The organism is Pseudomonas sp. NFACC41-3, from assembly GCF_900109505.1.
GTDB classification, from domain to species: Bacteria; Pseudomonadota; Gammaproteobacteria; order Pseudomonadales; family Pseudomonadaceae; genus Aquipseudomonas; species Aquipseudomonas chlororaphis.
This window is the reverse complement of the sequence record NZ_FOAE01000004.1, coordinates 73,856-97,344: the sequence shown is the minus strand read 5'-3', so window position 1 is coordinate 97,344 and position 23,489 is coordinate 73,856. Positions and strand designations below refer to the sequence as shown.

The following is a 23,489-nucleotide window of genomic DNA, read 5'->3' as shown; positions in this document are numbered from 1 at the left end:
GTTCTGCTACGGATATCCAGCGATTCCGACGCCAGCCTGCTACTTTCACTGCGGCGTTTTTTACCCTCGGCGAATACGGATATCCAGTTAATGAACCACCACTTCGAAACCCCCAACCTGTTGCTGCGCCCACGCACCCTCGAACACTTCGAGGCGTGCATCGCCATGGACCTCGATCCGCATGTCACCCGTTACCTTCCCGGCCCCTGGGACGGTGGCGAGGAGCATCGCGATTTCGTGCGTTCGCGTATGGAGCGCGATTTTGGTGAGCATTGCGGCTATTGGGCGATCTTTGCCAAGTCCGCGCCGCAGGAGTTTCTCGGCTGGGTGTCGTTCATTCCCTACGATGCTGTCGGCCCGGAACTGGAAATGGGCTGGCGCCTGGTGCGCCGGGCTTGGGGCAGGGGTGTTGCGTCCGAGGCGGCGGGGCGCATTGTCGAGCACGCTTTTCTCGGGGCCGGGGTCGAGCGCATCGTCGCCGATGCCCATGCCTTGAACGAGGCCTCGCTGGGGGTGGCGCGCAAGCTGGGTTTTCGTTTTGTGCGCGATGGCGAGTTCGAGGGCCTGCCGAGCAAGTTTTTCGAGATGACCCGGGCGGATTTCGACGCCCGAGGACGCTGATCTGCCGCCGCTGACTGGCCGTTTATCGCCACCTTGCTGCCGCTATCTGCCTGCTGCTATCAGGTTCAGCTAGCAGACAGTTTCGAGCTGTTAAAACACGTCTTACGCCTGGCAGGAGCCGGGTGGTTGCAGGGGGCGTTGTCAGTAGTTCACGCGTCGGCGTCAAGCGCCGGGGAGGCAGCATGTTGTTACGTTACACGGCTCTGGTGGCGGTGGTCGTAGTGGCCTCCGGGTGTGTGCAGGAACGGGTGGTGCATGAGCGGCGGGTGGTCGAACGCGCGGCGCCGGTGGAATACGTCGAGGTGGTTGCACCACAACCACCGCCGGTGCGGGTCATCGAAGTCGAGCCCATGCATCGCCCGGGTTATGTCTGGTCCCGGGCTTACTGGCACTGGGATGGCCGACAGTATGTGGCGGTCCATGGTCACTGGGAGGCGTTGCGTCCCGGGTACCATTATGTGCACCCGTTCTGGGAGCGTCGCGGCGATGGCTGGCACCTGCATGCGGGTGGCTGGGCCAGTTGAGCGAAGGCGAACCGGCACACAGGCAAACCTATGAAAACGACCCGAACGGGTCGTTTTTTTTGCGCTCGCGGAACGCTGCATGCCTTGGCGTCAGGAGCGCCACCAGCCTTCGGGCAGTTCGACTTCTCGTTGCGCCTGCGCCAGGGCCGCGCGCAGCCCCGGTTTATCCAGCGGTATGCAGTAGGCCGGTTTGGCCCGTTCGAAACGCCAGCTGTCCGCCAGGCCGCCGCCATCGACCGTGTCGAAACCCAGCTCGTCGAGCAACTGCACGACCTGCGCCTTGGCCTGCGGATCGTCGCCGGCAATCGGCAGGGCCCGGCGATCAGGGGCGCCACTGGGGCGGGCGTCGGTCAGCAGGTCCTGGGCGAGGATGGCATTGAACACTTTCACCACCCTGGCGCCTTCGAGGTGCTCGGCGAGCAGTTGGCTGGTGGTGGTTTCGAAGCGGTCCAGGGCCTCGATATGACCGTCGCGGGACGGGTAATAGTTATTGGCGTCCAGCACCGTCTTGCCGGCCAGCAGGGCCGCGGGGAGGCTACGGTAATGGGCCAGGGGGATGGCCACCAGTACCAGCTCGCCGAATTGCACGGCGTCTTCGACGCTGCCGATGCGGCTGCCGCGAATGCCGCTGGCCACGCTGCTCATGGTCTGCGGGCCGCGGGAGTTGCTGAGCATCACTTCATGCCCCGCCGCCAGGGCCAGTTGCGCCACGGCGCGCCCGATAAAACCTGCTCCGATAATGCCGATACGCATGTCCATGCTCCGTTGAAAGGGTCGAGCGGCTATGATGATTCGCCACTAAATGGCGATAAATAAGCGTCTGGTATTTGGTCTTGTTACTAGGAGTGTTGAATGATGGATCGTCTGACCAGCATGGAGGCCTTTGTCGCGGCCGCCGAAAGCGGTTCCTACGCTCGTGCGGCGACCCGCCTGGGACTGTCGCCGCAGATGGTCGCCAAGCATGTCGCGGCGCTGGAGCAGCGGCTGGGCGCGCGCCTGCTCAACCGCACCACGCGCCGGCAGAGCCTGACCGAGCTGGGCAGTGCCTACCTCGAGCGCTGCAAGCACATTCTCGGCGAGGCCCAGGCCGCCGATTCCCTGGCGCAGATCATGAACGCCACGCCCCGGGGCAAGCTGCGCATCAGCGCGCCGGTGACCTTCGGTTCCTACAGCCTCATACCGTTCGTGACGGCGTTTTTGCGCGAGCATCCGCAGGTGGAAATCGACCTGCACCTCACCGATCGCTACATCGACCTGGTGGAGGAGGGCTATGAAGCAGCCTTTCGTATCGGGCCGCTGGCCGATTCCAGCCTGACTGCCAGGCCGCTGGCGCCTTATCGCCTGATCGCCTGCGCGGCACCTGCCTACCTCGCGGCCCGGGGCACGCCACGGGTACCGGGCGATCTCGAACAGCATGAGTGCCTGGGGTACGCCTACTGGTCGCGGCCGGCGGACAACCAATGGCAGTTCCGCCGCGATGGCCAGGTGCAGGAGGTTCAGGTGCGCAGCCGCTTGCAGGTCAACGAGAGCAAGGCCTTGCTGTCGGCGGCCGTGGATGGCTTCGGCATTGTCCTGGGGCCGGCGGATTTTCTCGAACCGGCGCGGGCCGCGGGGGAGTTGGTGCAGTTGCTACCCGGCTATGAGGCGCCGAGTCGCGCCATGCATCTGCTGTACCGGCCGGACCGGCAGATGACCGCCAAGCTTCGGCACTTCGTCGATGCGGCGATCGCTCGTTTCGGCGCCTGAGAGCAACGTCGAAAACCGTCGAAGCGCTCTAGACCGAAGCTCTTGAGAACCAAGCTTTTTTGTAACCAATACCGTTCGTCCGACGGATGGGTTTGGCAAGCGCCTGCCCGTCAGTCATTCTGGTGGCCGGGATGTCCTAATGCCACTATCGCTTTCATCCCCGTCGCTCCCCCTCCAGCCTCCCTGCGAATAGGTTGTTTATTGTGATGATCGCGTTGTCCCGGCCCGAGGTCGTGTATGCCCGATAAGGCGATCGCCGAGGAGCGGCGCCTGGCCGCCCTGCATGCCCTGGAGTTGCTGGACACCGCCAGTTGCGAGAATTTCGACCGGATCTGTCGCATGGCGGCCGAGTACTTCAAGGTGCCTACCGCCTTGATCAGCCTGGTGGACCGTGATCGTCAGTGGTTCAAGTCGCGGGTGGGTTTCGATGAGCCGCAGACACCGATCAGCCAGTCGTTCTGCGCCTTCACGGTGCAAGGCCGCGAAGTGCTGGAGGTGCGCAACGCGGCGCTCGATCCGCGTTTCCAGGACAACCCGCTGGTGACCCGTGAGCAGGGCATCCGTTTTTACGCCGGGGCGCCGCTGTTGACCGCGTCCGGTTATGCCATCGGCAGCCTGTGCATCATCGACAAGGTCGAGCAGCAGCTGAGCATCGTCGAACGCCAGCAGTTGCGGGACATGGCAGCGATGGTCATGGAGCAGGTCGAGCAGCGCCAGCGCCAGCGTCGTCGCGACCCGGTCAGCGGCCTGGCCAATCGCGAGCAGTTCCAGAGCGACCTGCGTGATCTGGTCGAGCACCACATCGGCGAACAGCGCGTGCTGGTGCTGATCGATGCCCTGGACATGAAAGTGGCCCACGAACTGACCCTGGCCCTGGGGCTGGCGCCTTTCGAGACCATCATCCGTTTTCTCGCGCGGCGTTTGCAGGAGTACCTGGGGCGGCATGTGCGGGTCTATCACGTGTCGGTCAAGCGCTTCGGCTTCCTGCTGCCGGCGCCGGCCGAGGGGCTCGATAGACTGCTCGATGCGCTGGTCAGTCGCCTGCGTCGCCAGCCGCCCGGGCTGGGGTTTCCCATGATTCCCACAGTCTGCGCCGGAACCGTGGAGTTCGAGATCGATACCCAGTCGGTGGACGATGCCTTACGCAAGGCCATGTTCGCCCTGGAGCTGGCCATGGCCGGGCGCAGTTTCTGGGCGCATTACGATGCCGAGCGCGATCATGCCCAGCGCCGTGCGTTCAACCTGGCCTCGGACCTCAACGACGCCTTGCGCAGTGGCCAGATCTACCTGATGTTCCAGCCACGCTTCGCCCTGCCCGACGGAGCCCAGGTCAGTGCCGAAGCCTTGCTGCGCTGGGAACATCCGTGGCTGGGGCCGATCTCGCCCGCCGAGTTCATTCCGGTGATGGAGCGCAACGGCCTGATTCATCAGGTGACCCGCTGGGTCATCGACACGGTGTTGAGCAAGTTGCGCACCTGGGGCCTGCCCGAGAGCTGCAAGCTGTCGATCAACCTGTCGCCCAAGGATTTCGAGGACCAGGATATCGCCGAGCTGATCCGCCGCGCCTGTGAGCTGCATGGCATCGACCCACGGCGGCTCGAAGTGGAGATCACCGAGGGCGAGTGGCTGCGTTCCAACCCGAATGTCCTGGCGCAATTGACGCGCATTCGCGACCTGGGCATGGACGTGGCCATCGATGATTTCGGCACTGGCTACAGCAACTTCGCCTACCTGCACCAGATCCCGGCCAACGTGGTGAAACTCGACAAGTCGATGATCACCGACCTTGAGCGCAACACCCAGCACCAGAAGATCACCCGCTCGATCATCAGCCTGGCCCGCGAGCTGGGTTATCGCACTGTGGCCGAGGGCATCGAGAGTTTCAAATGCCTGCAGATGCTCTACACGTTCGGTTGCGATGAAGCCCAGGGTTATTTCCTCGCCAGGCCGATGCTGCAGGAACGTTTCCTGGCCTGGAGCGGGGCGAACCGGTTTCCGTTGCAGCTTTGCGTCTAGGGCAGGCCTGCTGCTCGCCGGCGAGGCTGTGCCTTAGCGGGCCGGGCCGAGGGTCTTGGCCATGGCTTCGCCCGCCAGGGCATGGACTTTGCGGGTCGGGTGCCATTCATCCCAATAGAAATATTCGTCTGGATGGGCGCACGCCGGCTTCACCTCGGGATAGGTCGGCTGGCACGGTCGGTCGAGCTGGGCCAGGCCATGCTCGGCAGGCTGGCGGCGCAGCTGATCGCTGAAGGCGATGTGGTCGAAGTAGGTGATTTGTACATTGAGCTTTTTGCTCTCGGCCACCAGCAGCGACGGCAGTTGCCGTTCAAGTATCTGTTGATAGCGCTGTGCCTGTTCGCTCTGCCCGCTGGCCACCACCGCCGGGGCATGGCGCAGGTCGGTGCTGCCGACCACCAGGAAATGCCTGGCGCCGGCTTTGGCCAGGCGACTGACGGCATTCTGGATATGGGCGATGCTGCTGGCGGCCAGTTCGTCGATCGGTTCCTTGTGGCCGAAGTCGGCATGCTCGAAAAAGTCGTTGGCGCTGATGAAGATGAAGTACAGCGCGCCAGGGTCGGCCTGGCCTTTGGCGTTGGCCAGGTAGTCGTCGATCTGCCCGCTCACTCCTGTGTCGCGGTACGCGGTCATCCAGGCGTAGTAATTGTTCTGGCCGCTTTTCGCGCCGCCAACGGCGTGGTCGGTTAGGGGCAACCGCAGGCTTTTGGCAAGCACTTCCACGGCGGTCGGGCCGTTGCTCCAGCGGCCTTGCCAATACAGCTCGCCGGGCAGTTGCTGGGCGTCCTTGAACTGGTGGGCGAGCATGTCCCGGGTCAAGCGGTCGCTGGCGCCGTTATCGGAATAGCTGTCGCCGAAGGCGTAGAGACGATCGAACGACGGGGCGGCCAGGCAGTTGCCGGCGGCCAACGAAAGTGCGAGCAAGGGAGCGAGCAGGATCTGGCGCATGGGCGGTCTCTGCGGTGAAAGGCGAGGGCTCATCGTAGAAGTTTCGAGCGTTGCCGATGCGCCGGATGCGACCTGGGCTTAGCCGTACTCGTCCGCGCGTGCCTGTGGGCGACCTGTACGACTAAATTCCACCCGGCCGGTCCAGCGTTGAGCGGCCACCAACAGCGTCATTGGCCGCTCATGTTTTTCGGTCAGGGCGGCGTGTTCAGTCTTGCTGCAATACCTTCAGTGCAGCCGAAGCGAGAAAACCCGAGCGGCTCTTGGCTTCCGGGTGATGCAGCACGTATTCGTCGATGCGGTTCAGCAAGTAGCCGGGCAGGGTGATGTTGAGCTTCTGCGCCTTGCCCAGGTACTTGGTGACATCGATGTCGATCAGCGCCCAGGTGCAGCCTGCGTACCGGGGGTTGGCCGCGTGCAGGGTGACCTTGTTGGCGTGCGGGATGGGGGCACCGTCTTCAGCGAGAATCTCGAAGTGCCCTTCGATGGCTTCGCGGGCCATGGCCATGGCGTCGTCGAGGTCGTCGCCGGCCGAGAAACAGCCAGGAATATCGGGGACTTCCACCCCCCAGGCGTGTTCGTCATCGCCCATTGAAATTGCAATCGGGTAAAGCATGTGCGGAACCTCCAGGGCGCGGTGAATCGCCTTCACATGAGCAGCGCCTGTTTCAGAATACTGATGGCGGTTTTTCTCAGCAGGTCCTTTTTGGGATGGGGAACGGTCACCAGCCCCGGTTTATGGGGATGCTTGAAATGGTGGTGACTGCCCCTGACCCTGACCAGATACCAACCGTCTGCGACGATTTGGCCGATCAAATACCGACTGTCCACATCACCTCCTTGTGATGTTTGGTGGTTACTATACCTACCAAAAAAATGTGTTCAATACCTGGCCCGCCCGACGGTCGTTGGCAGGGGAACTCCGCAGGCTGAAGTGTAGAAAGAGCGAGTTTGGAACGCGGCGGATAAGAGCGCTGGCTGTGTTGCAGGATCCTTCTCGAACCGCGATATCTGCCGAAGTACTGGCCAAGCTGATTTTGTTGAGGGTCGACAGGAATACAGATGAGCGGGCCTGGTCAGCATCTTTGAAGATGAGCGAACCCGGTCGAGGCGCTGGAGGACAGCACGGGGCTATTCGGGGCTATTGCCATTTCCGTGCTCGTTCATCGTGGCCGCAGGTTGATAAAGCGCCCATAAAAAAACCGGTCACTCGAGGACCGGTTTTTTTGTTTCTGCATCCCTCGTCGGCAGGGCCTGACGCTGGACTCGAATGAAGTGGAGCGGGTGAAGGGAATCGAACCCTCGTTATCAGCTTGGGAAGCTGGAGTAATGCCATTATACGACACCCGCTCGGAGCGGCTGACTTTGTACCAGAAGTGCGCGCGGATTTGAAGTTTTTCTTTGCCGGGCCTGTGTTTGCGAAGCGGCGGGAAATGCACGCAGGCACGCTTCTACGCCGTCATCGCGGCGACGGGGCGAAGACCGGCTTGCGGTCTATCGCGGGCAAGCTCGCTTCTGGGGCAGGGGACGAGTTGCTCGCGATGACGTCACTTCAGATAGCCAGGGCATGGTGGTCCTGCAGGTAGTGATAGCGCGGACGACTGGTGTGCTGGGTCGGTTTGAGGAACCCCATCAGCGCGTTACGGCTGTCCCGGCAGGCGGCCTTGTGTTCCATGTCGAGGAAGTGCCCGGCGGCCTGGATGGTGCTGAACGTCGAGTGCCGGACATGGTTGCCGAACAGCCGGGCGTCATTGGCGGCGGTGTATTCGTCCCATTCACCGTTCATGAACAGCATCGGTACCTCGATGTTCTTCGCCGCTTTCAGGTAGCACTGGCGGTCGCTGTTGAGGATATGGCTGATGTGGAAGTGCATCTGCCCATATTCATGCTCGGCCAGGGTGCTGACATGGCGATAGTTGAAACGCTTGAACAGCGACGGCAGGTGCTTGCCGATGGTCTCGTTGACCAGGTGCCCGACACGGTCGCCGTCCAGGCTGCCGAGGTAATCGACACCGCGTTCGAGGTAGTCGCGCATCGGCTCGTTGATCACCGGCGAGAACGAGCTGATCACCGCCTTTTCAATGCGCCGCGGGCGTTGTGCCAGGGCGAGCAGCGTCGGCGCGCCACCCCAGGAGAACGACATCACGTGCTCGGCGGCGAAGTGGTCGATCAGCTCCAGCAGGATCAGCCCCTCGACTTCCTTGGTGAGCATTTTCTCGTGTCTGTTGTGGGCTTTCGAACGGCCGGCGTAGGGCTGGTCGTAGAGCACCACATTGAATTGCGGATACAGGTTCTTCACGGTCTGCGCAAAAGACGCAGTGGTGGCCATTGAGCCGTTGACCAGAATGATGGTCTTTTCTGCGGCATCTGCGCGATAGAACTCCGTGTAAACCCGATACTGACCTTGTATATCCAGCACAGCGATTTCTGGCCTCATGTCATAAGACTCCTGGCAAGCGGGTATGCGCGCAACCGAGGGTGCACGAGATTTGTGACAGGTAGGCATACGCCTGGAATTGTTTAGCCCATGTCGATCCGCAACAGATGGTCGACGGGTGTTGTTATAAGCGGGCAATTTGCCGTAATGCGGGGTGAGCACAGGCGGCTCGGACGGCAAAGGATTTCTTAGAAGTATGTTCGTGACTCATCGGTCACATTTCGGCCGACGGACTGATTCAAGCAGGGAGAACGCCGTCTCGCAAGTGCCGTTGGTAAATTGTTCGACAACTTCGGCTGAATGGTCATCGCATCGTCGATGGCTTACAGCGGCTACGGAAATTGTAGACGCTCAGACCAGGCGGATTTCTTCATCGGTCAGCGGCCGGTACTCTCCGGGCACCAGTTTTTCGTCGAGGGCCAGCGGTCCCATGCGTTCGCGGTGCAGGCGCAAGACCTTGTTGTCGAAATGGCCGAACATGCGTTTGACCTGGTGATAGCGGCCTTCGACGATGCTCAGCCGCGCGCACCGGGGGCCGAGGATCTGCAGCTCGGCGGGCAGGGTGGTGAGGTCCTCGAAAGCGAAGTACAGGCCCCGGGCGAAGGTCTCGGCGTACTCCGGGCCTATGTCCTGTTCGGTCTCGACGTAGTAGCGCTTCGGCAGTTTGGTCTGCGGCTGGGTCAGGCGCCGCGACCAGCTGCCATCGTTGGTGAGGATCAGCAAACCGGTGGTGTTGTAGTCCAGGCGACCGGCGATGTGCAGCTCGTGCTTGTCCGGTTCGTCCAACAGGTCGAGCACGGTGCGGTGTTCGGGATCGCGGGTGGCGCTGACGCAGCCCATGGGTTTGTGCAGCATGAAATAGCGCGGCGGCTTGCCGGCCTGCAGCACTTCGTCGTCGAGCTCGACCCGGCTGAACTCGCGCACCTCGGCATGGGGATCGCTGACCACCTGGCCGTCGATACGGATGCGCTTTGCCACCAGCAGCAGGCGCACCTGCTGGCGGTTGAAGCGGGGCAGGTTGCTGAGGAAGCGATCAACGCGCATGGCTATCGGCAGGCTGGCAAAAGGCTGCGCATCTTACGGGGTCGGCCGGGCGGCCGCTTGCAGTTGCGCGTCGACCCGGGCACAGCGCGGGCACAGGCAGGCGCGATCGCGCAGCTCCGGCGGCAGGGCTTCGAGCACCGCCGGGTCGATGCTCACGCTGTAGCACCAGCAGGCCTGGTCGGCGGTACGCGGGTCGGCCAGGCTGCAGTCGTTGCGGGCGCCGCAGGCCGGGCAGAGGTTGGGGCTGTTCAGGGTCGGTTCATTCATAACGGGAGTGAGGCATTTCCACGCAGGTTCGGTTACGGCCGGTCTGCTTGGCACGGTACATCGCATGGTCGGCGCGTGACAGCAGGCTGTGCAGGGTATCGTCCGCCTGCAGTGTGGTCACGCCGATGCTGACGGTCAGCCGCATATTCTTGCCCTCGTAGGTATAGCGCTGTTGCTCGATCAGCAGGCGGATCTTCTCGGCGATCTTCAGCGCCGTGGCGCTGTCGGTGTCCTTGAGCAACACGATGAACTCTTCGCCGCCCCAGCGGCAAACGATATCGGACTGGCGCAGGCAGCTTGCCAGGTGCCGGGCGAAGCCGCTCAACACCTGGTCGCCGGCGAGGTGGCCGTAGGTATCGTTGAGGCGTTTGAAGTGGTCCAGGTCGAGCAGCAGGGCGGTCAGCGGCTTGGGCTCGCGCTGGGCTTCGAGCATGGCCTGGGCGGCCAGCAAGTCGAAGCCGCGGCGGTTGGGCAGGCCGGTGAGGCTGTCGAGGGTGGCCTGGGTTTCGATCTTGCGCTGGAAACGTCTGACCACGCCGTTGAGCAGGGTCAGCACGATCAGGGTGATCGCCAGGCAGATCAGCAGGTTGAGGTACAGCGAGCGGCGAATATCGCTCAGGGCGCTGTCCTCGCGCTTGTCGACGAACAGGTACCAGTTCAGCTCGGGAATGAAACGCACATTGAGGAAGTGCCGCTGGTCTGCGGCGCTGTATTCGTAGTTGCCGCTGTGGGGCTTGGGCATCCTGACCTGCAGGTCGCGCAGGTTTTCCAGTTCGAACAGCGACTGGCCGGCCCGAGCGCCCTGCGGGCCGCCTTCAGCCCCGGTGAGGACGATCCGGCCCTGGGTATCGACGAAATACACGCTGCGCTGATAACGCTGCTGGTAGCGGTCGATCAGCTTGATCACCGCATCGACCTTCAGGCCGACACCCGCTGCGCCGATGAAATTGTCCTGGTAGTCGTAGACCTTGTAGTTGATGAAAAACGTCAGGTTGTTCTGGTTGGCCTGGTCCGGATCGACGTTGATTTCATACGGGGTGGCCATGTCGCGGACCCGGAAATACCAGGCGTCGCGGGGGGTATCAGGGGCGATTTTCTTCAGCACGCCCTTGGCGTGGTAGTAGGTCAGGCTGCTGTTGGAGACGAAGAACGCGGTGTAGGCGCCGTAGTGGGTCATCACCTCGTTGAGATAGCGGGTCATCTGCTCGGGATCGCGTTCGCCAGCCATCACCCAGTCGCGCATGAAGGTGTCGCGGGACATCATCGAAGAAATCAGGATCGGTCGTACCAGGTCTTTCTGGATCTCCGAATACACGGTGTCGGAGGTCAGCGGCAGCTCGGTGTTGACGATATTGTCGCGGATCGAGGTTCGCGAGGCGTAATAGCTGAGCAAGGAGGTGACCATAAAACCGCCGCCCAGCAGCGCGATGAGCGTGATGATCAGCCAGCGTTGCGAATACAGCGGGGAGCTAAGCGGCATGGGCGACTCCGTGGCCGTGACCCGATGCAAGCATTCTAGTGGCCGCGCCGACGGGTAGCTGCGCCATTTGATCGCTCGCCAGCAATGGCATACAGCCCGCGAAAACCGGCCGTTTTCGGATCCAAAATCCTTGCCTGGCGACTTGTATCAAGGTGTAACCAAAATCGCACCAGACCCGGTTTTCGCGGTCAGATATTTCGTCAGCCAGAACATCCTTGGCTGCCGCCGGCCAGCGTCGCTGGCATGGCCCATCAGCGGTCCAGGAGGCCGCCATGTATCGTCGAATTCTTCTCACTGCGTTCCTGGGTTTGGCTCTTTCTGCCTGCGTTCCCTATTACGACTACGACGGAGGTTCCACTTACTACCGCTCTGAGGTCTATACGACGCCGGCGCCGGTCTACTACGGCGGTTCCTATTATTCTTCCGGCCGCGGCTATTACGCGCCGCGTTATTACCAACCAGCGCCGCGGTACTACCAGCCCCGGTATTACCAGCCGGCACCGCGTTACTACCAGTCGGCGCCGCGGGCTGTTTATCGCGCCTACCCGAACCGTGGCTGGGATGGCCACCGCCAGGGCTGGAACAACGACTATCGGCGCCATGACGGTCGCCGCGACCATGACGGCCGGCGTGGCGGTCGAGACTGGAGCGATCGCGGTCGCGACGATCACCGCCGTGACCGCCACCACAACCGCTGATCTGCCCACAACCAACAAGCGGCGCCTGGAGCGCCGCTTTTTCATGGCTGGTTTTCAGAAGTCCGACAGATCCGCCAAGGGGTGACGGCCTTCCCAGGCCTTGTGGAAATGCGCCTCGACCACGGCGTCGGGGATGCTGTTGATGTCCGGCCAGTGCCAGCGGGGCTTGTGGTCCTTGTCGATCAGGCGCGCCCGCACCCCTTCGCTGAATTCGGGATGCCGGCAGCAGTTCAGGCTCAGGGTGTATTCCATCTGGAACACCTGCGCCAGGGACAGGTGCTGGGCTTGCTGGATCTGCTCCCAGACCAGGCAGGCGGTCAGCGGGCAGCCTTCGCTGAGGGTTTTCGCCGCCCGCGCCAGCAGGGCATCGGAGTGATTGTGCAACTGGCTGATGGCTCGCCAGGCACAGCGTACATCGCTGACGTCCAGCCACTCGTCGATCTGCTGGCGCCGTGGTAGCCACTGGGCTGTGGGCATTTGTTCGACGGCCTCCTGTTGCAGGGCCTTGAGCAGGCTGTTGAGCTGCATCGGCGTCTGTTCCTGCCAGTTGAGCTGTAGCAGCCCGTTGATCAGCGCTTCTTGCTGGTCGTCCCGCAGGAAGCGGTCGGCCAGGTCCAGGTCGATGGCGTCGCGGCCGTTGATGTGCGCGCCGGTCAGGCCGAGGAACAGCCCGAGCTTGCCCGGCAGGCGCGAGAGGAACCAACTGGCGCCGACATCCGGGTACAGGCCGATGCTGATTTCCGGCATCGCCAGGCGGCTGCTTGGCGTGACGATGCGGATGCTGGCGCCCTGCAGCAGGCCCATGCCGCCACCGAGCACATAGCCGTGGCCCCAGCAGATCAGCGGTTTCGGGTAGGTGTGCAGGCGGTAGTCGAGACGGTATTCCGCGGCGAAGAACTGCGCGGCCAGCGGCGGTACTTCGCCGGGGTGGGCCAGGCAGGCCTGGACCAGGCTGCGCACTTCACCGCCGGCGCAGAAGGCCTTGGCGCCGTTGCCGCGCAACAGCACACAGACCACTTGCGGGTCCTTGGCCCAGGCTTCCAGGCGGTCGCTCAACAGATGGATCATGGGCAGGGACAAGGCGTTGAGGGAGTGTTCGGCATCCAGGCTGGCAATTGCGATGCGCGCGCCGTCGGTGCCGGTGAGTTCTTCGAAGTGCAGATTCATCGTGACCTCGATCGGGAATTTGAGCGTTCAGTATGATCGCTATAGGCGAAAGTGGCGGTTCTGCGTCAGATCAATTGACAAGCGTGGTGGGCTTTCCTAGGGTGCGCCCATTGATTTTTCCGGGTGCAACCATGACCGATGACGACCGTATCAAACTCGAACCCAGCTGGAAGCAGGCGCTGCGTGCCGAATTCGACCAGCCTTACATGGCGGAGTTGCGCGAGTTCCTGCGTCAGGAACATGCCGCTGGCAAGGAGATCTACCCGCCGGGCCCGCTGATCTTCAATGCGCTGAATTCCACGCCACTGGACAAGGTCAAGGTGGTGATCCTCGGCCAGGATCCTTACCACGGCCCCGGCCAGGCCCACGGCCTGTGCTTCTCGGTGCAGCCGGGCGTGCCGGCGCCGCCGTCCCTGGTGAATATCTATAAAGAGCTCAAGCGCGACCTGAACATCGACATGCCCAACCACGGCTACCTGCAGAGCTGGGCCGACCAGGGTGTGTTGATGCTCAACACCACCATGACGGTGCAACGGGCCAACGCCGCTTCCCACGCGGGCAGGGGCTGGCAACATTTCACCGACCGGATCATCGAAGTGGTGAGCGAGCACCAGCCGCACCTGGTGTTCCTGCTGTGGGGTTCCCATGCCCAGGGCAAGCAGAAGCTGATCGATGCCACCAAGCACCTGGTGCTGACTTCGGTGCATCCGTCGCCCTTGTCGGCGTACCGCGGCTTTATCGGTTGCGGGCATTTCAGCCGGACCAACAAGTACCTCGAGCAGAATGGCGAGACGCCGATCGAATGGCGGTTGCCGCCGGTTTGATGGGGGAAGGCCGCCATCGCGGGCAAGCCTCGCTCCTACAGAATCAACGCAAAACCCTGTAGCCGCTGCCGCAGGCTGCGATAGGTCCGAAGGACCTCGGCGACGCTGAACATCGCGCCCCCTTCGAGGTCGATCGCAGCCTGCGGCAGCGGCTACAGGGGACCGGCTTCAGTCCGGTTTCTTGTCCCAATGCCGGAACAGCGGCTCGGCCAGAAACAGCACGAACAGCAAGCGCATCACCTGCATCGCCGTCACCAGCGGCACCGACAGTTGCAGGGTCTCGGCCGTCAGGCTCATTTCCGCGATGCCGCCGGGCATCATGCCCAACGTCAGCGAACGCAAATCCAGATGAGTCAAGGCGCTCAGGGCCACGGCCGCGAGGCTGGCGATCAGCATGGTCAGCGCCGTGCCGATCAGGGTGCGGCCCATGAACGAGGGCGCGCGGCGGAAGAACTGGCGATTGAAGTGACAGCCCAGTCCGCTGCCGATCAGCCACTGGCCGATCTGGCTGCCGCCGTCCGGCAGGCCGATATGCAGGTCCCAGCCGATACTGACCGCGGCGCTGACCAGCAGCGGCCCGAACAACCAGGGGTTGGGCTGGCGCAGGCGTTGCCAGAGCCAGGCGAGCAGGGCGCCCGCCGGAAACAATACGGCCAGCCAGCGCCAATCGACGCTGGCCGGATGCAATTGAGGCACGCCCTCACCGAGCAGGTACTTGAAGGCCGCCGGTACACACAAGACCACCACCAGCACCCGCAGGCTCTGCCCGGCCGCCACGCGGCTGAGCACCGCGCTGTTGCGCGCGCCGAGGTTGACCATCTCGCCGGAGCCGCCCGGCATGCTGGAGAAGAACGCGGTGGCCCGGTCCTCACCGGTGCGCCGCAGCAGCCAGACCCCGACCACGCTGGACAGGCTGGTGACCAGGGCACCGAAGAAGATCAGGCCGAAATGGCTCATGACCTGCTCCATCACCACCGGGGTGAAGTGCAGGCCGATGCCGATACCCACCACCCATTGCCCGCATTTGCGGCCGCCGGGAATTTCCCCCAGTTGCCAGGGCGTCAGGCAGCGCACCAGGATGATCGCCAGCAGCGAGCCGACCATCCACGGCAGCGGCCAGCCGATCTGGCTGGCGAGGTAACCGCCGGCCAGACCGACCAGGGGCGTACCCCACCACTGTTTGAAGCTGGCCTCAGACATCGGCCACAGCGCGTTGCAGGGCCGAGCGCTTGCGCCAGATGCGGATCATCGGCATCAGCAGCATGATCACGGTCAGCACCCAGACGCCGACGGTGATCGGGTTGGACCAGAGGATTTCCATCGCGCCGTTGGAGATCGACAGCGCGCGACGCAGGTTCTGCTCCATCAGCCCGCCGAGGATAAAGCCCAGCAGCACCGGCGACAGCGGGAAGTCCAGCTTGCGCAGGATGTAGCCGAAGATGCCGATGCCGACCATCAGGAACAGGTCGAAGGTGGTGGCGTGCACCGCGTAGACGCCGATCCCGGTGATGATTGCGATCACCGGCACCAGGGCCCAGTTCGGCACGGCGAGGATGCGGGTGAAGACGCGGATCATCGGGATGTTGAGGACCACCAGCATGATGTTGGCGATGAACAACGAGGCGATCAGGCCCCAGACGATGTCCGGTTGCTGCTGGAACAGCAGCGGGCCCGGGGTGATGTTGTACAGCGACAGGGCACCGATCATCACTGCAGTGGTGCCCGAGCCCGGGACGCCGAGGGTCAGCATCGGTACCAGGGCGCCGCAGGCCGAGGCGCCGATCGCGGTTTCCGGTGCCGCCAGGCCGCGCTTGTCGCCCTGGCCGAACTTGCCGCTGGCGCCGGCGATGCGTTTTTCGGTCATGTAGGCCACGGCGCTGGCCAGGGTCGCGCCGGCACCCGGCAAGACGCCCATGATGAAGCCCAGCAGGCCGCAACGGATGTTCACCACGAACACCGACGCGGCTTCCTTGAAGTTGAACATCATGCGTCCGGTGGCTTTCACCGCTTCCTGGCCGCGATGGGTTTTTTCCAGCAGCAACAGGATCTCGCTGATGGAGAACAGGCCCAGTACCAGCACCACGAACTGGATGCCGTCGGTGAGGTGGATGTTATCGCCGGTGAAGCGGTACACGCCGCTGTTGGCGTCGATACCGACCGACGACAGGAACAGCCCGATCAGCGCGGCGATAAAAGTCTTGATCGGACGATCGCCGGCCATACCGCCGAGGCAGACAATGGCGAACACCATCAGCACGAAATACTCCGCCGGGCCGAAGGCGATCGCCCATTTCGCCAGCAGCGGGGCGAACATCACCATGCCGCAGGTGGCGATGAAGGCGCCGATGAACGAGCTCCAGGCCGACAGCGACAGAGCCACCCCGGCCAGGCCCTGGCGTGCCATCGGGTAGCCGTCGAGGGTGGTCATCACGGTGGAGGCTTCGCCCGGGATGTTCAGCAGGATCGAGCTGATCCGGCCGCCGTATTCGCAACCCAGGTACACCGCCGCCAGCAGGATCAGCGCCGACTCCGGTGGCAGGCCGAGGGCGAAGGCGATCGGGATCAGCAGTGCTACGCCGTTGATCGGGCCCAGGCCCGGGAGCAGGCCGACCACGGTGCCGATCAGGGTCCCGGTCAGGGCGGTGACCAGGTTGTAGGGGCTCAGCGCGACGCCGAAACCCTGGCCCAAATAGCCAAGCGTATCCATATCAGTTCTCCAGAACGTCGAGCAGGCCCAGGGGCAGTGGCACGTCCATCACCCGGTCGAAAAGCACATACAGACCGATGGCCATCAGCGTGGTGACCACGGCGCTGGGCACCCAGCGGCCGCCGTACAGGCGCGCCATCGGAATGCCGATCAGGATGCTGCTGAGAATGAAACCCAGGGGTTCGAACAGACCGGCGAAGATCAGCAGCAGGACCACACAGATGCTGATCTTAGTCAGGGTTTCACGGTCCAGTGGTGGCTCGTCTTCGCTGTGCTTGATCGGCGCCGGGCGAAACACCATGTACAGCAGCGCCAGGCCCATCAGGCCGAGCATCAGCAGGGGAAAGGCGCGCGGGCCGACCGGTTCGTAGGAAAAGGCGGCCTGGTAGGGCCAGGCCATCAGTGCCAGGCCCAGGCAGACCAGGAGCAGCAGCGAGGCGAAAAGGCGTTGTAAGAGCATGGGAAACTCCTGGGCCCCGCCCCCGCGAAAGGGGCAGGGCCGCTAGACAGGGGCGATTACTGGATCAGGCCGAACTCTTTGGCCAGGGTCTTGTAGTCGGCCACCTGTTTCTTCACGTAGGCGTCTAGTTCCGGCCCGGTCATGGCGAACGGGAAGAGTTCGCGCTGGTCGCGCAGCTTGGCGAACTCTTCGGAAGCCAGCAGCTTGTCGAAGGCGTCTTTCCACCAGGCGTAGTCTTCGTCGCTGACCTTCGGCCCGAGGTAGAAGCCGCGCACCACTGGCCAGACGATGTCGTAACCCTGCTCCTTGGCGGTCGGGATGTCTTTCATTTCCGGCTCATCCAGGCGCTTGTCGGAGAACACCGCGAGCAGGCGCATGTCGCCGCTCTGGATGTGCGGCATGGAGTCGGAAATGTCAGTACTGCCGACCTGGATGTGCCCGCCCAGCAGCGCGGTGGCGATTTCGCCGCCGCCTTCCAGGGCCACGTAGCGCAGGTCGCGCGGGTTGATCCCGGCGGCCTTGGCGATCAGCGCGGTCTGCATCCAGTCCTGGCTGCCGACGGTGCCGCCGGAGCCGATCACCACCGAGCTCGGGTCTTTCTTCAGCGCCTTGACCAGGTCGTCGAGGGTCTTGTACGGCGAGTCGCTCTTCACCGCGATGGCGCCATAGCTGGTGCCGACCGCGGCCAGCCAGCGCACCGCGCTTTCATCGAAGCGGCCGAACTTGCCCTGGGCCAGGTTCAGCAGCGAACCGCTGGACCAGGCCACCAGCGTGCCGGCGTCGGCGGGACGCTGGGCCACCACCGCGTTGTAGGCCACCGCGCCGACACCGCCGGGCATGTAGGTCACGCGCATCGGCTTGGTCAGCAGCTTTTCGTTGACCAGCGCGCTCTGCGCCAGTTTGCAGGTCAGGTCGAAACCGCCGCCGGGGGAGGCCGGGGCGATGCATTCCGGGCGCTTGGGTTCGGCGCTGGCGGCGAGCAGTTGACCGGCGAACAGCATACAGCCGGCGGCGAGGGCCAATTTACGCAGTGATGAGTTCATGCTTGTCTCCACAGGAGTTGTTGTTGTGTGTTGCATGCCAGGGGCCTTGGCAGGCGCAGCGCCTGCCGAAGGTCGGTCGATTACCAGAGCGCCAGGCTGTAGCTCACCAGCAGGCGCACTTCATCCGCATCGCGGGCCGAATAGTTGGAGCGGTAGGTGGCGTTGCGCAGGCGCACCGCGACGTCCTTGAAGGTGCCGCTTTGCACCACATACTTGATCTCGGTGTTGCGTTCCCATTCCTTGCCGGTATCGCCGTTTTTCAGAGCGATGTTGTCGCCGCTCAGGTAGCGGGTCATGAAGGTCAGGCCGGGGATGCCGAGCTTGCCGAAGTCGTAGTCGTAGCGGGCTTGCCAAGAGCGTTCTTCGGCGCCGGCGAAGTCGTTGATCTGCACGAAGTTGACCAGGTACGGGTCGGCCCCGTCGAGGTAGGGGAAGGCGCTGTCGCCGGACATGTGCTGGTAGCCGGCGCTGAGTTTATGCCCGTTCAGGGCGTAGCTCACCAGGCCGTTGAGGGATTTGTTGTCGATCTTGCCGCCGCGAGCCTGGCCCTGGTCGTCACTGACGGCGAAGCGCAGGTCTGTGGCGAAGGTGCCCGGGCCCATCGGCTGCGAGGCGAGCAGGCCGAAGAAATGCTGGTTGTAGACCTCGGCGAGTTGGGCGAAATGGTAGCTGCCGGTGATCTTGTCGGTGAACTTGTAGTCCAGGCCGCCGAAGTCGAAGTGCTTGCCGGCGACGGTGCCGGCGAAGCGGCTGTTCTTGTTGTTGAGGGCGATGTCCTCGAAATCGGTGCTGTCGCGATCCTTGGCTTTCTCCAGGCGGCCGCCGGTGAAGGTCAGGTTCTTGATTTCCCTGGAGGTCAGCAGGCCGCCCTCGAAGGTCTGCGGCAGGATGCGCCCGTCGTTGGGCTTGATGGTCGGCAGTTCCGGGATCAGGCTGCCGATCTTCAGTTCGGTGGCGGAGATTTTCACTTTGCCGGTCAGGCCGACCTTGGAGTACTCGTCGGCGGCGCGCCCGTCGTCGTGGGTCGGCAGCAGGCCGGTGCCAGTGCGGTCGGGGCTGGAGTCGAGCTTGATGCCGAGCATGCCCAGCGCGTCGACGCCGAAGCCTACGGTGCCGTCGGTGTAGCCCGATTGCAGATTGAGCATGAAGCCCTGGGCCCATTCGTCGCGCTTGGATTGCTGGGCACTGGTGCCGCTGCGGAAATCACGATTGAAGTACATGTTGCGGGTTTCGAGGGTGGCGCTACTGTCTTCGAAGAAGGCGGCCTGGCTGATCGGTGAGAAACCGGCAAGGGCGGCGGCGCTGGCTAGGGCGGTGTGGCTGAGACGGGAAAAACGAACAGGCTGGCAAGCCTGAGGCTGCATGGACAGCATCGTGTTGTACTCCGTTATTGTTCTTATTGGCGAAAACGCTTCGAGGCGTTTTTCGGGAGGCCACCGGGAGGTAGCCACGGAAGTCGAAACAATCCGTGACAGGACTCTAAAGGGCCAACCTTTCGCTAACCTTTCAGCAGACTTTCACGGTTTTCGGGCTTCACAGCAGCGGTCCCGGCTGTAAACTCCGCGGCAATAAAAAGTGCCGTCGATCCCCTGAACGAGGTAGGAAATCCATGCGCGTGCTTCTCGTCGAAGACCACCTGCAGCTGGCTGAAAGTGTCGCCCAGGCGCTCAAGAGCACGGGTTTGACCGTGGATGTGCTGCACGACGGAGTCGCCGCGGACCTGGCCCTGGGCAGCGAGGATTACGCGATGGCGATCCTCGATGTGGGCCTGCCGCGTCTGGATGGTTTCGAAGTGCTGGCGCGCCTGCGTGCCCGCGGCAAGAACCTGCCGGTGCTGATGCTGACCGCGCGCAGCGATGTCAAGGACCGGGTCCACGGCCTCAACCTGGGGGCGGACGACTACCTGGCCAAGCCCTTCGAACTGACCGAGCTGGAAGCACGGGTCAAGGCCCTGCTGCGGCGCAGCGTGCTCGGCGGTGAACGGGTACAGCGTTGCGGGGTGCTGGCCTACGACCTCGATACCCGGCGCTTTACCCTGGGTGAAGAGCTGCTGACCCTGACCTCCCGCGAGCAGGCGGTACTCGAGGCGCTGATCGCCCGGCCGGGACGGGTCATGAGCAAGGAGCAACTGGCTTCCCAGGTGTTCGGCCTGGATGAAGAGGCCAGCCCGGACGCCATCGAAATCTATGTCCATCGCTTGCGCAAGAAACTCGACGGCCAGCCGGTGGCCATCGTCACCTTCCGCGGGCTTGGCTACCTGCTGGAAAGTCGCGATGCATAGGCCCAGCAGCCTGCGCTGGCGCCTGCTGTGGAACCTGGCGCTGCTGCTGGTGGTGCTGATGCTGGCCAGCGGCCTGAGTGCCTACTGGAACGGCCGCGAGGCGGCGGATACGGCTTACGATCGGACTTTGCTGGCCTCGGCCCGGACCATCGCCGCCGGTTTGTCCCAGCGTGACGGTGGCCTGAGCGCCAATGTGCCCTATGTCGCCCTCGATACCTTCGCCTACGACAGTGCCGGGCGGATCTATTACCAGGTCAACGATATCCATCAGAAGCTGATTTCCGGTTACGAAAACCTGCCCGGTCCGCCGCCGGGCACGCCGCGCACCGACGATTATCCGGCGCTGGCGCGGTTCTACGATGCCACCTATCAAGGGCAGAACGTCCGAGTGGTGAGCCTGCTCAAGGCGGTCAGCGAGCCGAACATGAACGGCATGGCGGAGATTCGCGTGGCGGAGACCGACGAGGCGCGGGTCCGCATGGCGCGCAGCCTGATGGCCGATACCCTGTTGCGCCTGGGCATGCTGGCCATGGGGGCCTTGTTGCTGGTGTGGTTCGCGGTCAGCGCCGCGTTGCGTCCGCTGGAGCGTTTGCGCAGCGCGGTGGAGGAGCGCCAGCCCGACGACTTGCGGCCTTTGCCGCTGGTCGAGGTGCAACGCGAGTTGTGGCCCCTGGTGCGGGCGCTCAATCACTTCACCGAGCGACTGCGTGGCCAGTTCGAGCGTCAGGCGCAGTTCATTGCCGACGCCGCCCATGAATTGCGCACCCCCCTGGCGGCACTCAAGGCGCGCCTGGAGCTGGGGCTGCGGGCCTCGGAGCCTGAGACCTGGCGCAATACCCTGGAAAGCGCCGCGCAGGGCACCGATCGCCTGACCCATCTGGCCAATCAACTGTTGTCCTTGGCGCGGATCGAAAACGGCGCCCGGGCGATTGCCGAGGGCGGCGCGCAATTGCTCGATCTCAGCCAGTTGGCCCGCGAGTTGGGCATGGCCATGGCGCCCTTGGCCCACGCCCGGGGTGTCGCCCTGGCCCTGGAAGCCGATGAGCCGGTGTGGCTGCGCGGCGAGCCGACCCTCTTGAACGAACTGCTGAGCAACCTGGTGGACAATGCCCTGGCCCACACCAGGCCGGGCGGAAACGTGATCCTGCGGGTCAGCACGCCGGCGGTGCTGGAGGTGGAGGACGACGGCCCGGGGATTCCCTTGGAAGACCGCGATCGGGTATTCGAGCGCTTCTACCGGCGCAACCCCCATGTCGCCGGCTCCGGCCTGGGCCTGGCGATCGTCGGCGAGATCTGTCGTGCCCATCTGGCGCAGATCAGCCTGCACGATGGCGCGCAGGCGGGGCTGAAGGTGCGGGTGAGTTTTAACGCGGGCTAGAGGCTGTGGTACAGGCTCAGTAGAGCATTGATTCAGTAGAACATTGACCGCGACTCGGCCAGATCGCTGCACATCACTTTGTTCTCGGGGTCGATCCCGAGCTTTTTGAAGGCTGGCACGCTGAGGATATCGATCTTCGCCAGTGGGTGGTCGGTGTCCTTGTGGCAATACAGGCTGGCGACCTGCACCAGGTCGACGTAGTCCAGGCGCGCGGACTGGCGCTGGAAGTCCAGGTACTGCCCCGGCAACTTGGCCAGCTGTTCCGGAAACTCCCAGACCTGCAGCAGCTTGTCGCCCAGCAATGGGTGGATGTGCTCGATCACGTGGTTGAGGCTGACCGGGTCAGACAGCAGCTCATAGTGATCTTCCGCATAGGTCAGGATCGGCAGCACGCCGATCTGGTGCACCAGCCCGCCGAGGGCGGCCTGGTCGGGCTTCAACTGGGTATGGCTGCGGCACAGGGCATAACTGACTCCGGCCACTTCCAGGCTTTTGCGCCAGACGTCGTGCATCTTTTGCGCGATCACCTCCGAGCGGGCATGGAAAATCTGCTCCATGACCAGGCCGATGGCCAGGTTGCTGCTGTAATTGACCCCCAGCCGGGTAATCGCGGTGTGCAGGTCGGTGACTTCCTGGGTGGCGCGCAGCAGGGGGCTGTTGACCACTTTGATCAGGCGCGCCGACAGCGCCGTATCACGGCCAATCACTTTGCTCAGGGTACTGACGCTGATTTCCGGATCTTCAGCGGCCCGGCGAATCTGCAGGGCCACTTCCGGTAGCGTTGGCAGAACCAGGTCATCGTTGTCGATGGCCTCAACCAAATCCTGTTGGACCTTTTCCGCCAGCTCACTCATTTCTGTTCTCTAGGGGTATTGCAGGAAGTTGCGGCAATCAGCGCTGGATTTCTCGATCGCGATCCAGCTGGTAAGGCAGGTCCAGCAGGTGCAGCCCGGGACCTTCGAGCGCGCCAAGATGGAGATTGCCATCCTCTGCAGCTTCGGCTTGCAGTACGGCCAGGAGTTCAATGTTTTGTTCGGCGCGCGCGGCGATCACCACCTCACCGATGGAGCTGCCATGGGTCGGGGAGAACAGCGGGGTGCCGGCTTCCGGCAACTCTTCGGCGTTCAAGGCCAGGCGGTAGAGGCGGCGCTTGAGTTTGCCCAGGTACTGCATGCGCGCGACGATTTCCTGGCCGGTATAGCAGCCTTTCTTGAAACTGACGCCGCCGATGGCCTGCAGATTGAGCATCTGCGGGATGAACAGCTCACGAGTGGCCGGCATGACCTGGCCGATGCCGGCACGGATCTGGCCCAGCAACCATTGATTGAGGTCGCCTTCGGGCAGTTGCGCGGCCAGCTTTTCGCGCAAGACCTCAGCTTGATCTGCGGGGGCCCAGAGCTCGGTCCGATCCGCTGAAACACGAATGGCGATCAGGCCGTCGTTGCGGGCGACCGCGCCGTCTTCCGGCGGCAGTTCCAGCCCGAGACCGGCCAGCAGCGTATCGGCGTTGCCCAGGCCGAAGCGCGCCCACAGGGCACTTTCATCGCTGAGCTTGGCCTTGGAAAACACGGCGTATTTTTTCAGGTCCGCCAGTTGCGGCTCCAGCAACTCGGTGGCCATGGCCAGCAGGCAGCCATCGCCTTCGAGCAGGATGCGAAAGCTCGATTGCATGCGGCCTTTCTGGGTGCAACGGGCGCCCAGGCTGGATTGGCTATCGCTGAGGTAATTGAGATTGCAGGTCAGCTGGCCCTGAAGGAACTTGCTGGCATCGGGGCCGCGGACGGCGAGAACGCCCTCGTGGGACAGGGAGCAGAAAAAAGCGGAATCAGCCATGGGTCATCGCAGGGTAAA

Annotated in this window: 24 protein-coding genes and 1 tRNA gene; 8 read left to right on the top strand and 17 right to left on the bottom strand. The window is 63.4% G+C overall.

Annotation, left to right across the window (positions count from 1 at the left end; translation table 11 throughout):
• Positions 1–90 precede the first annotated feature (90 nt).
• The gene (locus BMY68_RS18470) at positions 91–621 is read left to right on the top strand and encodes a GNAT family N-acetyltransferase (protein ID WP_085530053.1); all 531 of its coding nucleotides are present in this window, start codon (positions 91–93) and stop codon (positions 619–621) included.
• Positions 622–803: 182 nt separating this feature from the next.
• Positions 804–1,145, top strand: a complete 342-nt coding sequence (locus BMY68_RS18465; RefSeq protein WP_009042559.1) for a YXWGXW repeat-containing protein — start codon at positions 804–806, stop codon at positions 1,143–1,145.
• Between the two features lie 90 nt (positions 1,146–1,235).
• Here the strand turns inward: BMY68_RS18465 and BMY68_RS18460 are convergent, their stop codons facing one another.
• The gene (locus tag BMY68_RS18460) at positions 1,236–1,898 is read right to left on the bottom strand and encodes an NADPH-dependent F420 reductase (RefSeq protein WP_085530054.1); all 663 of its coding nucleotides are present in this window, start codon (positions 1,896–1,898) and stop codon (positions 1,236–1,238) included.
• Between the two features lie 102 nt (positions 1,899–2,000).
• Between BMY68_RS18460 and BMY68_RS18455 the strand changes: the two genes are divergently transcribed.
• Both BMY68_RS18455 and BMY68_RS18450 read left to right on the top strand, forming a co-directional pair.
• Positions 2,001–2,891 (top strand): LysR family transcriptional regulator, encoded by an 891-nt coding sequence (locus BMY68_RS18455; RefSeq protein ID WP_085530498.1) that lies wholly within the window; start codon positions 2,001–2,003, stop codon positions 2,889–2,891.
• Between the two features lie 237 nt (positions 2,892–3,128).
• On the top strand, positions 3,129–4,907 hold the full coding sequence (locus BMY68_RS18450; protein WP_062823418.1) for a sensor domain-containing phosphodiesterase: 1,779 nt from the start codon (positions 3,129–3,131) through the stop codon (positions 4,905–4,907).
• A gap of 33 nt (positions 4,908–4,940) precedes the next feature.
• On the opposite strand, the gene BMY68_RS18445 is transcribed toward BMY68_RS18450, so the two are convergent.
• The 8 genes from BMY68_RS18445 to BMY68_RS18410 form a co-directional block, all read right to left on the bottom strand.
• On the bottom strand, positions 4,941–5,855 hold the full coding sequence (locus BMY68_RS18445; protein WP_085530055.1) for an SGNH/GDSL hydrolase family protein: 915 nt from the start codon (positions 5,853–5,855) through the stop codon (positions 4,941–4,943).
• A gap of 205 nt (positions 5,856–6,060) precedes the next feature.
• On the bottom strand, positions 6,061–6,468 hold the full coding sequence (locus BMY68_RS18440) for a type II toxin-antitoxin system HicB family antitoxin (RefSeq protein ID WP_009042564.1): 408 nt from the start codon (positions 6,466–6,468) through the stop codon (positions 6,061–6,063).
• 32 nt (positions 6,469–6,500) lie between these two features.
• Entirely contained in the window at positions 6,501–6,683 is a 183-nt protein-coding gene (locus BMY68_RS18435; RefSeq protein ID WP_053259927.1) for a type II toxin-antitoxin system HicA family toxin, read from the bottom strand.
• A 445-nt stretch (positions 6,684–7,128) separates the two neighbouring features.
• Positions 7,129–7,202 (bottom strand) — tRNA-Gly (locus BMY68_RS18430).
• Positions 7,203–7,404: 202 nt separating this feature from the next.
• On the bottom strand, positions 7,405–8,289 hold the full coding sequence (locus BMY68_RS18425) for an alpha/beta fold hydrolase (RefSeq protein WP_085530056.1): 885 nt from the start codon (positions 8,287–8,289) through the stop codon (positions 7,405–7,407).
• 351 nt (positions 8,290–8,640) lie between these two features.
• Positions 8,641–9,333 (bottom strand): pseudouridine synthase, encoded by a 693-nt coding sequence (locus BMY68_RS18420; protein WP_062823358.1) that lies wholly within the window; start codon positions 9,331–9,333, stop codon positions 8,641–8,643.
• 33 nt (positions 9,334–9,366) lie between these two features.
• Complete coding sequence (locus BMY68_RS18415; RefSeq protein ID WP_275668600.1) at positions 9,367–9,585, bottom strand: cysteine-rich CWC family protein; 219 nt, start codon at positions 9,583–9,585, stop codon at positions 9,367–9,369.
• A 7-nt stretch (positions 9,586–9,592) separates the two neighbouring features.
• Positions 9,593–11,080 (bottom strand): sensor domain-containing diguanylate cyclase, encoded by a 1,488-nt coding sequence (locus tag BMY68_RS18410; RefSeq protein ID WP_085530058.1) that lies wholly within the window; start codon positions 11,078–11,080, stop codon positions 9,593–9,595.
• Between the two features lie 272 nt (positions 11,081–11,352).
• On the opposite strand from BMY68_RS18410, the gene BMY68_RS18405 reads away from it, so the two are divergent.
• Entirely contained in the window at positions 11,353–11,778 is a 426-nt protein-coding gene (locus BMY68_RS18405) for a hypothetical protein (protein WP_009042572.1), read from the top strand.
• A 54-nt stretch (positions 11,779–11,832) separates the two neighbouring features.
• Here the strand turns inward: BMY68_RS18405 and BMY68_RS18400 are convergent, their stop codons facing one another.
• The gene (locus BMY68_RS18400) at positions 11,833–12,945 is read right to left on the bottom strand and encodes an enoyl-CoA hydratase/isomerase family protein (protein WP_085530059.1); all 1,113 of its coding nucleotides are present in this window, start codon (positions 12,943–12,945) and stop codon (positions 11,833–11,835) included.
• A 131-nt stretch (positions 12,946–13,076) separates the two neighbouring features.
• On the opposite strand from BMY68_RS18400, the gene ung reads away from it, so the two are divergent.
• Complete coding sequence (gene ung, locus BMY68_RS18395) at positions 13,077–13,769, top strand: uracil-DNA glycosylase (protein WP_009042574.1); 693 nt, start codon at positions 13,077–13,079, stop codon at positions 13,767–13,769.
• Positions 13,770–13,937: 168 nt separating this feature from the next.
• On the opposite strand, the gene BMY68_RS18390 is transcribed toward ung, so the two are convergent.
• From BMY68_RS18390 to BMY68_RS18370, 5 genes are all read right to left on the bottom strand, one after another.
• Complete coding sequence (locus BMY68_RS18390; protein WP_085530060.1) at positions 13,938–14,969, bottom strand: AbrB family transcriptional regulator; 1,032 nt, start codon at positions 14,967–14,969, stop codon at positions 13,938–13,940.
• Positions 14,962–16,476, bottom strand: coding sequence for a tripartite tricarboxylate transporter permease (locus BMY68_RS18385; RefSeq protein ID WP_085530061.1), 1,515 nt, complete (start codon positions 16,474–16,476; stop codon positions 14,962–14,964). Before BMY68_RS18385 ends, BMY68_RS18390 begins: the two co-directional genes overlap by 8 nt.
• Before the next feature lies 1 nt (position 16,477).
• Positions 16,478–16,936: a tripartite tricarboxylate transporter TctB family protein gene (locus tag BMY68_RS18380; RefSeq protein WP_009042577.1), complete on the bottom strand. Its 459-nt coding sequence runs from the start codon at positions 16,934–16,936 to the stop codon at positions 16,478–16,480.
• A gap of 56 nt (positions 16,937–16,992) precedes the next feature.
• Entirely contained in the window at positions 16,993–17,979 is a 987-nt protein-coding gene (locus BMY68_RS18375) for a Bug family tripartite tricarboxylate transporter substrate binding protein (RefSeq protein WP_085530062.1), read from the bottom strand.
• Between the two features lie 80 nt (positions 17,980–18,059).
• On the bottom strand, positions 18,060–19,352 hold the full coding sequence (locus BMY68_RS18370) for an OprD family porin (protein WP_009042579.1): 1,293 nt from the start codon (positions 19,350–19,352) through the stop codon (positions 18,060–18,062).
• 236 nt (positions 19,353–19,588) lie between these two features.
• Here BMY68_RS18370 and BMY68_RS18365 point away from each other — a divergent pair, with 236 nt between their 5' ends.
• Positions 19,589–20,260 carry a response regulator gene (locus BMY68_RS18365; protein ID WP_009042580.1) on the top strand — a complete coding sequence of 224 codons (672 nt, stop codon included), beginning with the start codon at positions 19,589–19,591 and terminating at the stop codon, positions 20,258–20,260.
• Positions 20,253–21,638, top strand: a complete 1,386-nt coding sequence (locus tag BMY68_RS18360) for a sensor histidine kinase (RefSeq protein WP_085530063.1) — start codon at positions 20,253–20,255, stop codon at positions 21,636–21,638. Before BMY68_RS18365 ends, BMY68_RS18360 begins: the two co-directional genes overlap by 8 nt.
• A 32-nt stretch (positions 21,639–21,670) precedes the next feature.
• On the opposite strand, the gene BMY68_RS18355 is transcribed toward BMY68_RS18360, so the two are convergent.
• Positions 21,671–22,492 carry an HDOD domain-containing protein gene (locus BMY68_RS18355; protein WP_062823349.1) on the bottom strand — a complete coding sequence of 274 codons (822 nt, stop codon included), beginning with the start codon at positions 22,490–22,492 and terminating at the stop codon, positions 21,671–21,673.
• A 37-nt stretch (positions 22,493–22,529) separates the two neighbouring features.
• Positions 22,530–23,471, bottom strand: a complete 942-nt coding sequence (locus tag BMY68_RS18350) for a CAF17-like 4Fe-4S cluster assembly/insertion protein YgfZ (RefSeq protein WP_085530064.1) — start codon at positions 23,469–23,471, stop codon at positions 22,530–22,532.
• Positions 23,472–23,489 lie beyond the last annotated feature (18 nt).

Excerpts from the sequence above, each read along its gene's own strand:
- BMY68_RS18470 (WP_085530053.1), top strand. The coding sequence starts at position 91 with ATGAACCACCACTTCGAAACCCCCAACCTGTTGCTGCGCCCACGCACC.
- BMY68_RS18465 (WP_009042559.1), top strand. The coding sequence starts at position 804 with ATGTTGTTACGTTACACGGCTCTGGTGGCGGTGGTCGTAGTGGCCTCC.
- BMY68_RS18460 (WP_085530054.1), bottom strand. The coding sequence starts at position 1,898 with ATGCGTATCGGCATTATCGGAGCAGGTTTTATCGGGCGCGCCGTGGCG.
- BMY68_RS18455 (WP_085530498.1), top strand. The coding sequence starts at position 2,001 with ATGGATCGTCTGACCAGCATGGAGGCCTTTGTCGCGGCCGCCGAAAGC.
- BMY68_RS18450 (WP_062823418.1), top strand. The coding sequence starts at position 3,129 with ATGCCCGATAAGGCGATCGCCGAGGAGCGGCGCCTGGCCGCCCTGCAT.
- BMY68_RS18445 (WP_085530055.1), bottom strand. The coding sequence starts at position 5,855 with ATGCGCCAGATCCTGCTCGCTCCCTTGCTCGCACTTTCGTTGGCCGCC.
- BMY68_RS18440 (WP_009042564.1), bottom strand. The coding sequence starts at position 6,468 with ATGCTTTACCCGATTGCAATTTCAATGGGCGATGACGAACACGCCTGG.
- BMY68_RS18425 (WP_085530056.1), bottom strand. The coding sequence starts at position 8,289 with ATGAGGCCAGAAATCGCTGTGCTGGATATACAAGGTCAGTATCGGGTT.
- BMY68_RS18420 (WP_062823358.1), bottom strand. The coding sequence starts at position 9,333 with ATGCGCGTTGATCGCTTCCTCAGCAACCTGCCCCGCTTCAACCGCCAG.
- BMY68_RS18410 (WP_085530058.1), bottom strand. The coding sequence starts at position 11,080 with ATGCCGCTTAGCTCCCCGCTGTATTCGCAACGCTGGCTGATCATCACG.
- BMY68_RS18405 (WP_009042572.1), top strand. The coding sequence starts at position 11,353 with ATGTATCGTCGAATTCTTCTCACTGCGTTCCTGGGTTTGGCTCTTTCT.
- BMY68_RS18400 (WP_085530059.1), bottom strand. The coding sequence starts at position 12,945 with ATGAATCTGCACTTCGAAGAACTCACCGGCACCGACGGCGCGCGCATC.
- ung (WP_009042574.1), top strand. The coding sequence starts at position 13,077 with ATGACCGATGACGACCGTATCAAACTCGAACCCAGCTGGAAGCAGGCG.
- BMY68_RS18390 (WP_085530060.1), bottom strand. The coding sequence starts at position 14,969 with ATGTCTGAGGCCAGCTTCAAACAGTGGTGGGGTACGCCCCTGGTCGGT.
- BMY68_RS18385 (WP_085530061.1), bottom strand. The coding sequence starts at position 16,476 with ATGGATACGCTTGGCTATTTGGGCCAGGGTTTCGGCGTCGCGCTGAGC.
- BMY68_RS18380 (WP_009042577.1), bottom strand. The coding sequence starts at position 16,936 with ATGCTCTTACAACGCCTTTTCGCCTCGCTGCTGCTCCTGGTCTGCCTG.
- BMY68_RS18375 (WP_085530062.1), bottom strand. The coding sequence starts at position 17,979 with ATGAACTCATCACTGCGTAAATTGGCCCTCGCCGCCGGCTGTATGCTG.
- BMY68_RS18370 (WP_009042579.1), bottom strand. The coding sequence starts at position 19,352 with ATGCTGTCCATGCAGCCTCAGGCTTGCCAGCCTGTTCGTTTTTCCCGT.
- BMY68_RS18365 (WP_009042580.1), top strand. The coding sequence starts at position 19,589 with ATGCGCGTGCTTCTCGTCGAAGACCACCTGCAGCTGGCTGAAAGTGTC.
- BMY68_RS18360 (WP_085530063.1), top strand. The coding sequence starts at position 20,253 with ATGCATAGGCCCAGCAGCCTGCGCTGGCGCCTGCTGTGGAACCTGGCG.
- BMY68_RS18355 (WP_062823349.1), bottom strand. The coding sequence starts at position 22,492 with ATGAGTGAGCTGGCGGAAAAGGTCCAACAGGATTTGGTTGAGGCCATC.
- BMY68_RS18350 (WP_085530064.1), bottom strand. The coding sequence starts at position 23,471 with ATGGCTGATTCCGCTTTTTTCTGCTCCCTGTCCCACGAGGGCGTTCTC.